Genomic DNA, 12,683 nt, shown 5'->3' with positions numbered 1-12,683 from the left:
ATTTATATATTCATTGCACTACTGGTGATACTTTTAATTCCATTAACAATATCAACAAAGTTTGGAAGTACATAACTTTCAAGACAAGCTGTAAAAGGTATAGGAGTATCTAACGCACCTACTCTTATTATGGGAGCATCAAGGTAATCAAAGCACTTTTCAGCAAGCAAAGCTGCTATTTCACCAGCATAGCCACCTCTTTTTGTTTCTTCTGTAGCAATCACCACTTTATTCGTCTTTTCAACAGATTTAAAGATAGTTTCTTTATCTAGCGGATATAACGTTCTTGGATCTACAATCTCCACTTCGATTCCTTCTTTGGCAAGTTCTTCTGCTGCTTTCAAAGCTTCATGAAGCATTTTTCCATAGGCGATTACAGTAACGTCGCTTCCTTCTCTTTTTACATCAGCTACACCAAAAGCAATGGGAGCAACAGCATCTGCTACTTCACCCTTCATAGCATACATTGCTTTGTGTTCAATATACATAACTGGGTTATCATCTTCGATGGCAGTTAGCATAAGTCCTAGCGCATCTTGCGGCGTAGATGGGTAAACTACCTTTAGCCCTGGTACATGTGTCAACCATGCCTCCAATGATTGGGAATGCTGTGCTGCTGCTTGAACGCCACCACCAGAGGGTAACCTTACAACCATAGGTACAGTAATCTTTCCACCAAACATATATCTCATTTTTGCTGCTTGGTTTACAATTTGATCCATTCCTACTGTTAGGAAATCAATAAACATCAATTCCGCTATAGGTCTAAGACCAGTTGCAGCTGCTCCAACGGCACCACCAATAATAACGCCTTCAGATATGGGTGTATCTTTTACCCTTTTTTCTCCAAATTCTTCATAAAGTCCCGCAGTTACACCAAAACAACCTCCAAATGCTCCTACGTCTTCCCCCATGATAAATACATTTGGATCTTCTTTCATTTTAATTCTCATACCTTCTCTAATAGCTTCTCCATATGTCATTGTTCTCATCTAACTCGAACCTCCTCTACGATATCAGTATAAATATCCTCAACTGCTGATTCTAGTGAAGGATATGGACTATTACTAGCAAATTCCACTGCCTCTGCAATTTGTTTATCAACCGCTTTCTTTATAGCCTTCAATTCCTCCGCCTTTATGACCTTGTTATCTACCATATATTTCTCCAATCTATTGATTGGATCCTTTTTCAACCATTCAGCTAGCTCTTCATCTGGTCTATAAACCGTAGGATCACCTTCAAAGTGTCCCCTATGTCTATAGGTTTTGCATTCTACTAAAGTGGGCCCTTGTCCGTTTCTTGCTCTTTTGATAGCCTCATTCGCCGCTTCATAAACAGCAAATATATCATTACCATCGACGGTTACTCCAGGAATGTTGTATGCAACTGCTCTGTCAGATACATCTTGTATTGCCTGATGTCTAGACTGATTCATAGATATTCCGTATAAGTTGTTTTCACAAACAAAAACTACTGGAAGTTTCCATATACTTGCAAGGTTTAGCGCCTCATGGAAGGTGCTCTGATTGGTTGAGGCGTCTCCAAAAAAACAGATACAAACTTGATCAGTACCTTTGTATTGTGCAGTTATCCCTGCACCTACTGCTAAATTATGCCCTGCACCTACAATCCCGTTGGCACCTAAGATTCCTTTTGTGGCATCGGCGATGTGCATAGATCCACCTTTTCCTTTACAATAACCTGTTTCCTTTCCATAAAGCTCTGCCATCATTTCTTTTAGATTTCCACCTTTAGCCAAAATATGACCGTGACCTCTATGGGTACTGGTAATATAATCATCATCTGATAGATTTGTACAAACACCTGTTGCAACTGCTTCTTCTCCAATATATAGGTGAACAAATCCAGGTATTTGACCTTCGGCAAAAAGCCCCATGGCCTTTTCTTCAAACTTTCTTATTTTCAGCATTTGGTTATACATTTCTATGATCTTGTCGTTAGATAGATTCATATTATTCCCTCCTTGTTTTTTTAGCTGAGATAAAACGAGACTTAATTCAGGAGGAGTTTTTACTCCTACTAAATTGCAGCCAACTTTACTTCGAGGATGTAGTACTTAATCTTCTGCTTGTCGAAGCGGAAGTCTTAGCAATACACCGACAAATCAAGCTTTAACAAAATACTTTTACTTCCACACATGCATTTACAATAACAATGCTGTCTTTAAGGTCCCCAAAGTCCTTCACATAAAGCCCTGGTACCTCCATCCCCCCTTCCACTATTTCTATTGATTTTTTGCCTATAGGCAGTACCTTCATCACCTTTTCCTTGTCTAGTTGGTTTGGATAAGGCGTAGCAATGATAACATGTACTCCTACCTCATTAATATCCTTCATTTCCAGTATTTCCTTCAATCCACAAAGACAGCTTCTTGAAATTGCATCCTTTACAGCCCTCTTAGCTGCTTTTGTTACGTCCTGTCCATGAAGATCTGCACCCCATCCCAATTCAATGATATATCTCTTCCACATAGCGCCCCCCTCTTGCCATTTTCTTAGTTTTCCATTATTAAATAAGCAATAAGTGTGCCATATTCTAAAATCCTAGTAATCATTTTTATTTACAACTGATAACAAAGTTTTTTTTATCGTCAAATCAATCTTTTTTTAAAAACAAACTAAAACTTTTTATTTAAATAATAATTATTCAATGTAAAATGACTTTGTTAAGGCAAATTGTTATCATGGGAATCTTAAATATTTGTTAGCTTTTCTAACAGTTTTTATTGCATTCTTTGTCAGAAGCAATTGAATTTCTTTGTTTTCCTATATGTACTGTTAGAATATCTACCACTCATCAATTTCAGGACACTAAAAAACGTCTAAAAAAATAAAGCATCTGAAGATACTTTATTTTTTTATCTTATATTTTTTCATTTTTTCGTACAGAGTATTTCTAGCTATTCCTAAGGATTGAGCTACTTTAGTAATGTTTCCATCAAATTTCTTTAGGGCTTTTTTAATTGCATTGCCTTCTAATTCTGCTAGAGTAAAAAGCTCATCTTCCTCCTCTATTTTCATCTCTTCTTTGTTAAGATAAAAAGGCAAGGATTCTTTTGTAATTGTATTGCCTTCCATCATATTGATAGCATACTCTAATACATTTTCTAGCTCTCTAACATTACCGGGCCAATGATAATTGTTTAAGATTTCCATAACCTGAGGATGAACCTCTGCAATCTCCTTACCTAATTTGAGTGACATTCTTTGAAGAAAATATTCAACAAATAATTTAACATCTCCATATCTTTCCTTTAAGGATGGCATTGTAAGGGTAACAACATTTAGCCGATAAAATAAATCTTTCCGAAAAGCTCCCTTTTCTATTTCCAAGCTTAAATTTTTATTTGTGGCAGCAATTACTCGAACATCAATAGGAATTGGCTTATCTCCACCTACTCTTATCACATTTTTTTCTTGTAAAACCCTTAGTAAATTTACCTGCATATCTAGGGGCATATCTCCTATTTCGTCTAATAACAATGTACCTCCATCAGCTAATTCGAATTTTCCTGGTCTGCCGCCCCGCTTAGCACCGGTAAAAGCACCATCACAATAACCAAAGAGTTCACTTTGTATCAATTCCCTAGGCATAGCAGCGCAGTTAACCGCTATAAAAGGTGCGTCCTTACGCTCACTGGAATTATGGATGGCCTGTGCAAAAACTTCTTTACCAGTACCGCTTTCTCCTAACAGTAGGACTGTAGATAGACTTTTAGCTGCTACTTTGGCTTTTCTAATAATCTCTTGAATTTTATGACTCTTTCCAACGATATCTCTAAAACCAAATCTTGCCTGGGTACCTGCCATCTTATTTACAATTTGATGAACCTGCTTAATCTCTCGAAAGGTTATAACCGCTCCCACAACTTGCATGGATTGATCTTTTATAGGGATAGCTTCTAATGTACAATGAATCTGCTGTTTTAACACATCGATAGTAACTTCTTCTTCTAAACAGCTTCTACCTGTTTCTAAAACCTTTTTAATATGATAGCAATCTCCTAAAATACTACTGACTTTTTTTCCTATTATATCACTTGGAAGCATACCTACAATTTTAGCAAGGGCTGGATTTGCATGTGTTATAAAGGAATCCTTATCGATGGACATGATTCCCTCTGAAATTGTGCTCAAAACAGTTGTTAAATGTTTATGAGCAGCAAATAATCGTCCTTGTGTTTCTTCTTTATGAAGCTGATTTTCTATAGCTCTTACTGCTGCAACAACCATTCCTAAATCCTTAGAATGCTCTCGCCCTATTAAACACGACATATCTAAACAGCCTATAACATTTCCATATGAATCATGTATTGGAGCAGCAGAACAAGTCCAAATATGATGCTTACTACAATAATGTTCTGCTCCCGAAACCTGTATAGGATTATTAATAACCAGTGTAGTTCCTATAGCATTGGTACCCACACACTCTTCTGACCAATTGGCTCCGGGTAGAAAGTTTAACGTTTTTGTCATCATTAAAACATCTGAATCTCCAATAGTTTCTAGTATAAGACCCTTTTCATTGACCAATACAACAACAAAACTAGAACCCTCCACACATTTAAATAAGGTTTTCATAATAGGTTTTGCAATATCTATCAGTTGCTTTTTTTCTTGAATAAATATCTGTATTTCTTCTCTGGAAAGCAAATCTTGACAATAGCCGTCTAAGTAATTGACTCCTGCATTATGACAACGAAGCCATGACTCTGCTATAACATTCCGTACATAGCTTTCCTCCACCTTTCCTGATAATACAAAATTATTCCATGCTTGTTCGGTATTTATTTTACTAGAATTACTTATTTTATATAACATTTTCTTCTTCCCCCCTAAAAGAATAATGGAAGTTTACTATCTTTAACAAAAATTCTATTATACATAGAAGGTATTAGAAAAAATAAAGTTTATTATTAAAAATAAGTTCTTTATTATAGCATAGCATAAAATTTTGGGATTATAACAATTATTTTCTAAACATTGTCATTAATCTTAATTTTCGAGCTACCGTGTAACTGGCACCAGGTCTAATCCTTAACATAGCAACAAAGAACTGCCTAAATCATGGCAGTTCTTTATTGTTATACTTAATCAATGACTTACATTACCATGGTGTAACTAGGATTTTAATATTTTCTTCCTTTCGATTAATGAGTTCATCAAATCCCCTTTTTATTAAGTCATCTATTTTTATTTTCCCAGTAATTAATGGTTCCACGTTAATGCGCCCGTCATTAATTAAATCAATGGCAATTGCAAAATCTTTAGCATAGCCCAATGAGCCAATAATGTGCTTATCTTTAAATACAATATTGTTGAAATTGAGACTAGTTTCTTTTTCATAAACACCTACTGTTACAATCTTACCACCAGTCCTAGCTACTTCTATAGCTATAGGCGTTACCTTTTCACTACCAATACATTCAAAAACAACATCTGCTCCTACCCCTTTTGTAACTTCTTTAATTTTTTCCTTAATATCCACTTTATTTGGGTCAAACACTTCAGTGGCCCCCATTTGCTTCGCATACGCTCTTCTTACTTTAGCTACCTCAACAACATACACTTTGCTTGCACCAGCAGCACGAACTGCCTGAAGTGTTACTAAGCCAATTGTTCCTGCACCAAATATAACAACGCTTTCCCCTTGGACAATTGGCGCCTGCCGTACCGCATGAATTCCTACAGAAAGTGGTTCAAGTAAGGCTGCTGTTTCATAGGTCATATTATCTGGAATTTTATAGAGGGTATAGTCAGGAACAACAACATATTCTGCAAAAGCACCGTTTGTCATTAGGCCAGTAAATGCTAGCTTTTCACAGACATTATACTTTCCAATCTTACAGGGATTACATTCATGACAAACATGACATGCATCAGGTGCAACTCTATCTCCCACTTTAAAACCTTTAACCTCTGGCCCTACTTCAACAATTTCTCCAGAAAACTCATGACCAAGAATGATCGGCGCTACGTCACCTGTTAAAGGATGAGGCTCTGCTGTTGGAATAAAAATAGGACCTGCTAAATACTCATGTAGATCTGAACCGCATATACCGCACCATTGAACTTTAATTTTAACTTTTCCTTTATCTGGTGTTGGGGGTTCAGGGACATCCATAATTCTAACATCTTTTTTCCCATACCATACTGCTGCCTTCATAAAAAACCTCCTCTTTCTTATAGATGCTTAAAAAATTTCATCTCCACTTTTAAATTGCAGCCCTGGATGATTATCAAATCGAACTACACCAATAGCTGCTTTCCCTTCCGCAGCTTTTTTCACGGCAGCCGCACCCTCTAGTCCAAATCCTCCACATAGTTCGATGGCAGCTATACCTTGCTCCACAAGTTCTTTCGTTACTTCGATTGCTTCTTTATAATCTTTAACTCCTATAGCGATAAGACTTACCATTGGAGTTTTTATTGCTGCTCGATGCTTATTAGAATCAGCTTCAGGCGCAACAAATATAAATGCAGCTTTAAGTGACATTGGAGCTTTCTCCCTCCTTTTTTCTCTCACTAATCATTTCTCCTTCTAGTTAAATTTTTCAATCCTCTTACATGACAGTCATCGTATCATCTCACCTCCTGTTTAAATACCGAAAATAAAACATCTATTTTGAATTAGATTCACGTTCTTTTTTATTAAACTATTATAATCCGCATTTGTTTCAATTCATAACAATGCAATTAACATGCCATATTTGAACTAATGACTTCAAGATCTCAATTACACATGCCCATACTAATGTAATTAGGTTGATATTCATCAAAAGCAGCAAGAGAAGTAATGATGGAATCCAACAAGGGATTCACATGAGTGAAACTGTTATTAATAAGATAGGGGATATGTCAGAAGGTTTTAAAGAGGTTGAAAAAGAAGCTAAGTAGGTTAAGGGCTTTTCGACAAATTCTAAAAAATTTAACGCTATTTTATTAGTATAGGGGGTCAAGCTTCAATTATTCTTATCATATTTTCACATACTTTTAAAGTGAACATTTCAAACCTGACCCCTTTTTATTTTTCCTAGTGATTCCCGCCCACAGCAGACTTTCACTGCTAAGTTATTGTCCATGCTAGTCGCACGTAAAAAAAATGACAATTCCGTTCTAAAAATGTCATTTAGAGGAACGAAATTGCACTTTATTTTCAAATCTTTATTATTCCAATCATATCTAAGCACATAGCAAACAAAACATCCTTTGGCTTTCAAGTAAAGTCCCATCCACAAGGATAGTGTGATTTCAATCAGCAAATCACACAACTACCTTATTTAATTTAATTTATTAAGTTTAAATTCTGCTCTATTAGGTATAATTTATATAACAGTTGTTTTATCTTATTATTTTAAATGGAGGAGATATCGTGGGAAAGAAAATAATTTCAATAGACAAGTTTAAGTTTCGGGAGGATGTGGGAGATCCTTTTCTGGTCAGGATGCACCATCTTGACTACTATCCTAGTGGTAATGGCAATATAGGGGTGCCTGCATCCCTCTTAGAAGGAAAAAAATTGGGAGAAGATTTTGATTTGACCAGCGATTGGAAGATGTATTACGGAAGAGATATTCCAGGATTTCCTGCGCATCCACATAGAGGTTTTGAGACCGTTACGGTAGTCCTGCAAGGCTATGTAGATCACTCGGACTCCAATGGTGCTACGGGTAGATATGGTACTGGGGACGTACAGTGGATGACTGCTGGAAGTGGTATGCAGCATGCTGAAATGTTTCCATTAGTACATGATGATAAAGTCAATACGATGGAATTGTTTCAGATATGGTTAAATCTTCCAGGTGAAGGTAAATTTGTAGCTCCAAGTTATAAAATGCTATGGGCTGAGGATATTCCAGTGGTAGAAGAAAAAGATGAAGCTGGAAATGTTGCTAGAATAAATATCATTGCAGGTACTTATAAAGGTATAGATAGTTTAGATCCTAACCCTGATTCATGGGCCAACGACAGAGAAAATCATGTGGGGATATGGACGATTCAGTTAGAACCAAGTGCAAGCTTTACCTTGCCAAGCATATCTCCTACATTAAATAGAAATTTATACTATTATCAAGGAGATACTATTATCATAGATAATACCAACATCAAACTAAATACTAGTATAAAGCTGGCCGGAGATGAAGAAATTAAGATAATAAATGGGAATAAAGATAGCTATCTACTCTTATTAGAAGGGGAACCTATCAATGAACCTGTAATCAACCATGGTCCCTTCGTGATGAATACACAGGATGAAATTCTTCAGGCCTATAATGATTATCGTACTACTAAGTTTGGTGGATGGCCTTGGGATAGAGAAGATCCTGTCAATCCGAAAAGCGTTGGCAGATTTGCAAAATATGATGACGACAATATAGAGATTCGAGAAGAACATATTAAAAAATAAAATTTCGATAAAAATTAGTATCCAACTATATTAAAGGTATGTAACTATTATGATAGCTGCATACCTTTTGCTATAATATATATAGGTAAGTACTTTTTTATTTAATATCTTAAACAATATATTCACGCATTTATACTATAAAAGATTTGATTCCTTCATAACAGCTTTGATTTCTTCAACTTGTTTCTCACTTGCTGGAAGAAATGTCTTTGTGCAATAGTCTTGCATGTCAACACCTCTTATGATCATTGCTTTTTTAATAAGCAGGAATTGTCCCTAGTTTTTTTTATCAGTGAATGGACACCCATATCCTTAAGCTTAGATGTATCAAAGGCTATATTTTTCATCAAAGTAATCAGGTTTAGAGCTGTTGAAGTAGGGATTTCTGCAACGTGCACTTGTATATTGATTTTTTGCCACTGATGTTTTTGTACTGATTTTGCAAGGTTTTTGGATTGCTGAGTTGAAAAACCTTTTACAACAAATTTGACTCCCGTAGCTTTAAGCAATTGTATATTTTCAAAAGAACCATAACCTGAATCAGCTCGAATAATCAAGTTATCTTTAGCTAGATGTTCCTTGAATTTAAAGGTAGTTGCTTTTAATAAATCTTCAAATCAACTGATGCAAGAGGTATTACCTGGGTCAAAAAACACAGATACTGTTTCACCTGTATCCCCTACAAAAGCAGCAGATAATTGATAGCCCTTTTCACCTCTTTTTCTAGGAAAACAGCCTTTTTCAGCTAACTCATAGGTTCTGCCGCCAGCTACAAGACCACTCATATCAAAATCTACAATCTCATATTCCGCCGAATGCATAAACTTACATAAAATTTATGTTTTTATACATTTTTTTCCTTCAAATGGATGTATTTTACGAACAAACTATGTATATTTTAAAGTTATTTTCAATATATTTCGAACATTTTATTGAAAAATTTGAATATCATAAATTCAAAAAGAGTTCAGCGGAATATGGAATACAATATATTAAATCACTTATTAAAATATCAAAACAGACTCCCAAAGCTGTACCAGAAACTGATGAAAAACTATTTTTAATTACAATAGTAAAAAATAAACTAATAAAAATCCCTACTATTAATCCTATTAAACCTCTGAAAATTTATTTTTTATATTGACATATATAGATCGTCGATATATATTTATATATAGATAATCTATATATGGAGGTATGAATATGGCAATTGATAAAAGCCTTTATACGGGAAGCACTACCATGCTAATACTAAAACTGCTTGAAGAAGCGGATATGTATGGCTATCAGATGATTGAAGAGCTTAACAGAAAATCAAAAAATGTTTTTGAGTTAAAAGCAGGAACATTGTATCCGCTGCTCCACGCGTTAGAGCAAAAAGAGCTGGTCACTTCTTACGATGAGACTGCCGATAACACAAGGGTACGAAAGTACTATAGCATCACTAAAAACGGTCACAAGTATTTACATGAGAAGAAAAAAGAATGGAAAGCTTATACATCTGCTGTAAATGATGTTTTAGGGGGGACAAATTATGCAACAGCTTGACAAAATTACAGAGTATTTAGATACTGTACGTCAACAGGTACGTTGGAAAAAGGCACAGCCTATTGTTTTAGATGAAATTCAAAACCACATAACCGACCAAAAGAACGCCTTTTTAAACGATGGATTTGATGAAGAAACGGCAACTGATAAGGCAATAGCCGAGATGGGGGATCCTGTCGTTGTAGGGGAGAAGCTCAACCGCGTCCACAAACCCAAACCAGATTGGTCTCTGTTAGCACTGACAGTTGCTATGCTTCTTTTGGGACTTGCAATTCAATTTTTTATACATTCCACACTTGGCGGAGCATGGAGATTTGAAAGACAGCTTGTATCGTCAGGTATTGCAATTCCCGTGATGTTGGCAGCCTATTTTTTTGATTTTACAATTGTTGGAAAATATCCCAAGCTTGCATTTTTTGCGCTTTGTGTAATAACGATAGCTTGTCTTTTTTTTACAGGGACAGTAAATGGTAGATCACCATCTATGATTTATCCGCTACTGCTGTTTCCAACAGCTTTTGCAGGATTTGTTTACAGCATGAGAAATAAAGGATATGGCGGGCTTATTCTTTGCGGGGCAGTTTTTATTATTCCGGCCGTCCTATCCTACTATGTACCCAGTGCAACAGTTCTTTTTTTGCTTTGTGTTTCCTGCCTTGCTATTCTGACCGGGGCAGTTTTAAAAGGTTGGTTTAACATAAGAAAACGATTGGGAATACTTATCCTATATATCCCCACTGCCGCAGTTTTAACTACACCGTTTTTCATAATTATGGGCGAAGGGTATAAAGCTAAGAGAATTCAAGCCATATTTAATCCATCCCTTGACCCCACAGGGGCTGGATATATGGGAACTATCATACGACGACTCTTGTCCAATTCACAGTTTATCGGCGAGGGATTCCCAATAAATGGTTATATGCCTTATGAGGCTTTTCATATTTTACCTGAAATCAATACCGATTTTCTTCTGACCTATTTGATTTACAGGCTCGGATGGATTGTGCTTATTGTCACCATTGCATTATTTGCAGCCTTTATTATTCGTGCGATTATTCTTTGCATGAAGCAAAAAAGTGTACTTGGTTTTTTAACTTCTCTTGCAATTGTTTCAACATTTGCAGTGCAATGCATCGTATATATTGCTTCAAATTTAGGTTTTTTACTTTTTTCTCCGCTATCGTTACCCCTTATCTCTTACGGGGGAAAGATTCTTGTTACAAATATGTTCCTTATTGGACTTTTGCTTTCGGTATTCCGTACAGGTGCATTGGTGAGGGATACAACTGGAACTGTGGCGGTAAATCTTAACCGCTTTATTCAATACGATGATGGACGGATTATTATTGATCTAAAAGGCAACTTGATTAAATGAATAAAAAAAAGCAACATAAATCAGAGGCATGATAATCATAGTTAGAAGGTGGCAGCTAAGAGCTTAATAAATTAATTATTTTTGAATAATGGCTTTGAATATAGTATCTTATCAACATTATGTTTTTTCGCTTGGTTTTTCCAACCTATATTGCCAAAGAATATGTATAACCATCTAGGTATTAATTTAGCTGCCATCAAATTAATAGCTTCAGTAGGAACATTCTCATTATTAACTATTGCTTCTGTAGCATTATTTAGAGCTTTTACTATGTTCCTAGTCATACCTCCTAATTGTTCAATAGGTCTACCATCTATTGCAGAACCGGATCCCATTGCAAGACCTCCAAGCCATTTAAAACCAGTCTTATTTGCAAAGCTTTTGCATATTCTAAGGGCAGTATCGTTTTGGAATGCTTCTGGAAACCCACAATTTACAATAACCATTAGACTTTGCTCTTTCTCAGGTCTCTTTTCCTTTCTATTATCTGCCATAAGCTCCAAAGCTTTAATTAATGGTGATGGCAGGCTATCAACATATAAGGGAAAAGAGATGATCAGTATATCAGTATCCTTTACTCTATTAATGAGTTCTCGAGCATCCTTCTTTAGCATAGAAAGAATATGAAGCTTCTCACATACATATCCCTTTTTATTTAGCCCATCTAGTACGTAATTCCCTAATGCCTCAGAGGTACTTTTTTTGATTTTCGGACTCCCAATCAATAGCAAAGCCTTTTTTTGAATTAACATACACTCACCTCCATAGCTCTCAATTTATCTTCAATCTGGTATTTCATATCTTCTTCTAAATTATTTTGCACTGTTCCTCCACTAAAGGAATTATACCAATTTAAAGAATTTCTCTTAATTAAACTATTAAATGTTTCTTTCATATCATAATCTTCATCTTCCATTATCCCCAGTACAATAACCTTCGGGTACCTTTTATATCGCTCCTTATGGTGCACTTCCCCATTTACTTTTTTGAAAAAGGGAAGAAGTAAAGGGATTACCCTATCTATAGCCTTTTTAAGCTCAGAAGAATACCCTCCAAAAACAACCGATGTAAGATAGATGACAACATCACTATTAATGATATTTTCTGTAAGAGTCCTCCCATAATCATCTATCACGCAAATTCCCGGAGTCTTTATCCAACAACCAAAGCAACCTAAGCATTCGCCTATTTTCTTTTCATGTAACAAAATGGATTCCACTTCATAACCCTTTTCAATCAGCATTTTTTCAATTAACCTATTGACTGTTTCTATACTTCTGTCATCCTTTAAGGCACCGTTAAGTACTAATGCGTTCATTTTTAAACTACC

At 35.7% G+C, this 12,683-nt stretch carries 13 protein-coding genes; 3 read left to right on the top strand and 10 right to left on the bottom strand.

Annotation, left to right across the window (positions count from 1 at the left end; translation table 11 throughout):
* Positions 1–2 precede the first annotated feature (2 nt).
* From CHB72_RS07145 to CHB72_RS07120, 6 genes are all read right to left on the bottom strand, one after another.
* A complete protein-coding gene (locus tag CHB72_RS07145; protein ID WP_089282191.1) occupies positions 3–992 on the bottom strand; it encodes an alpha-ketoacid dehydrogenase subunit beta in 990 nt (329 codons plus the stop codon).
* Positions 989–1,975, bottom strand: coding sequence for a pyruvate dehydrogenase (acetyl-transferring) E1 component subunit alpha (gene pdhA, locus CHB72_RS07140; protein WP_089282190.1), 987 nt, complete (start codon positions 1,973–1,975; stop codon positions 989–991). The genes CHB72_RS07145 and pdhA overlap by 4 nt, the downstream gene beginning before the upstream one ends.
* 160 nt (positions 1,976–2,135) lie before the next feature.
* Positions 2,136–2,495 carry a Lin0512 family protein gene (locus CHB72_RS07135; RefSeq protein ID WP_089282189.1) on the bottom strand — a complete coding sequence of 120 codons (360 nt, stop codon included), beginning with the start codon at positions 2,493–2,495 and terminating at the stop codon, positions 2,136–2,138.
* A 378-nt stretch (positions 2,496–2,873) separates the two neighbouring features.
* Positions 2,874–4,844 (bottom strand): sigma-54-dependent Fis family transcriptional regulator, encoded by a 1,971-nt coding sequence (locus CHB72_RS07130; protein ID WP_089282188.1) that lies wholly within the window; start codon positions 4,842–4,844, stop codon positions 2,874–2,876.
* Between the two features lie 286 nt (positions 4,845–5,130).
* Positions 5,131–6,189, bottom strand: a complete 1,059-nt coding sequence (locus CHB72_RS07125; protein ID WP_089282187.1) for a 2,3-butanediol dehydrogenase — start codon at positions 6,187–6,189, stop codon at positions 5,131–5,133.
* Between the two features lie 27 nt (positions 6,190–6,216).
* Positions 6,217–6,549: a DUF6506 family protein gene (locus CHB72_RS07120; RefSeq protein WP_330396989.1), complete on the bottom strand. Its 333-nt coding sequence runs from the start codon at positions 6,547–6,549 to the stop codon at positions 6,217–6,219.
* 846 nt (positions 6,550–7,395) lie between these two features.
* On the opposite strand from CHB72_RS07120, the gene CHB72_RS07115 reads away from it, so the two are divergent.
* Complete coding sequence (locus CHB72_RS07115) at positions 7,396–8,430, top strand: pirin family protein (protein WP_089282186.1); 1,035 nt, start codon at positions 7,396–7,398, stop codon at positions 8,428–8,430.
* 245 nt (positions 8,431–8,675) lie between these two features.
* On the opposite strand, the gene CHB72_RS07110 is transcribed toward CHB72_RS07115, so the two are convergent.
* The gene (locus CHB72_RS07110) at positions 8,676–8,987 is read right to left on the bottom strand and encodes a hypothetical protein (protein WP_089282185.1); all 312 of its coding nucleotides are present in this window, start codon (positions 8,985–8,987) and stop codon (positions 8,676–8,678) included.
* Between the two features lie 60 nt (positions 8,988–9,047).
* On the bottom strand, positions 9,048–9,215 hold the full coding sequence (locus tag CHB72_RS26370) for a hypothetical protein (RefSeq protein WP_207652515.1): 168 nt from the start codon (positions 9,213–9,215) through the stop codon (positions 9,048–9,050).
* A gap of 418 nt (positions 9,216–9,633) precedes the next feature.
* Between CHB72_RS26370 and CHB72_RS07095 the strand changes: the two genes are divergently transcribed.
* Both CHB72_RS07095 and CHB72_RS07090 read left to right on the top strand, forming a co-directional pair.
* Positions 9,634–9,978 (top strand): PadR family transcriptional regulator, encoded by a 345-nt coding sequence (locus CHB72_RS07095; protein WP_089282182.1) that lies wholly within the window; start codon positions 9,634–9,636, stop codon positions 9,976–9,978.
* Complete coding sequence (locus CHB72_RS07090; RefSeq protein WP_089282181.1) at positions 9,965–11,353, top strand: FtsW/RodA/SpoVE family cell cycle protein; 1,389 nt, start codon at positions 9,965–9,967, stop codon at positions 11,351–11,353. Before CHB72_RS07095 ends, CHB72_RS07090 begins: the two co-directional genes overlap by 14 nt.
* Before the next feature lie 71 nt (positions 11,354–11,424).
* Here CHB72_RS07090 and CHB72_RS07085 read toward each other — a convergent pair whose 3' ends face one another.
* Entirely contained in the window at positions 11,425–12,105 is a 681-nt protein-coding gene (locus tag CHB72_RS07085) for an NAD(P)H-dependent oxidoreductase (RefSeq protein WP_089282180.1), read from the bottom strand.
* Complete coding sequence (locus CHB72_RS07080; RefSeq protein ID WP_089282179.1) at positions 12,099–12,671, bottom strand: flavodoxin family protein; 573 nt, start codon at positions 12,669–12,671, stop codon at positions 12,099–12,101. The genes CHB72_RS07085 and CHB72_RS07080 overlap by 7 nt, the downstream gene beginning before the upstream one ends.
* Between the last annotated feature and the right edge of the window lie 12 nt (positions 12,672–12,683).

The organism is Anaerovirgula multivorans, assembly GCF_900188145.1.
GTDB lineage: Bacteria > Bacillota > Clostridia > Peptostreptococcales > Natronincolaceae > Anaerovirgula > Anaerovirgula multivorans.
Note: the sequence above shows the minus strand (reverse complement) of the source record. Positions and strands in the feature narration are given on the sequence as shown.

Bases quoted from the DNA above. Each gene is read 5' to 3' on its own strand.
- CHB72_RS07145 (WP_089282191.1), bottom strand. From the start codon at position 992: ATGAGAACAATGACATATGGAGAAGCTATTAGAGAAGGTATGAGAATT.
- pdhA (WP_089282190.1), bottom strand. From the start codon at position 1,975: ATGAATCTATCTAACGACAAGATCATAGAAATGTATAACCAAATGCTG.
- CHB72_RS07135 (WP_089282189.1), bottom strand. From the start codon at position 2,495: ATGTGGAAGAGATATATCATTGAATTGGGATGGGGTGCAGATCTTCAT.
- CHB72_RS07130 (WP_089282188.1), bottom strand. From the start codon at position 4,844: ATGTTATATAAAATAAGTAATTCTAGTAAAATAAATACCGAACAAGCA.
- CHB72_RS07125 (WP_089282187.1), bottom strand. From the start codon at position 6,189: ATGAAGGCAGCAGTATGGTATGGGAAAAAAGATGTTAGAATTATGGAT.
- CHB72_RS26370 (WP_207652515.1), bottom strand. From the start codon at position 9,215: ATGAGTGGTCTTGTAGCTGGCGGCAGAACCTATGAGTTAGCTGAAAAA.
- CHB72_RS07095 (WP_089282182.1), top strand. From the start codon at position 9,634: ATGGCAATTGATAAAAGCCTTTATACGGGAAGCACTACCATGCTAATA.
- CHB72_RS07090 (WP_089282181.1), top strand. From the start codon at position 9,965: ATGCAACAGCTTGACAAAATTACAGAGTATTTAGATACTGTACGTCAA.
- CHB72_RS07085 (WP_089282180.1), bottom strand. From the start codon at position 12,105: ATGTTAATTCAAAAAAAGGCTTTGCTATTGATTGGGAGTCCGAAAATC.
- CHB72_RS07080 (WP_089282179.1), bottom strand. From the start codon at position 12,671: ATGAACGCATTAGTACTTAACGGTGCCTTAAAGGATGACAGAAGTATA.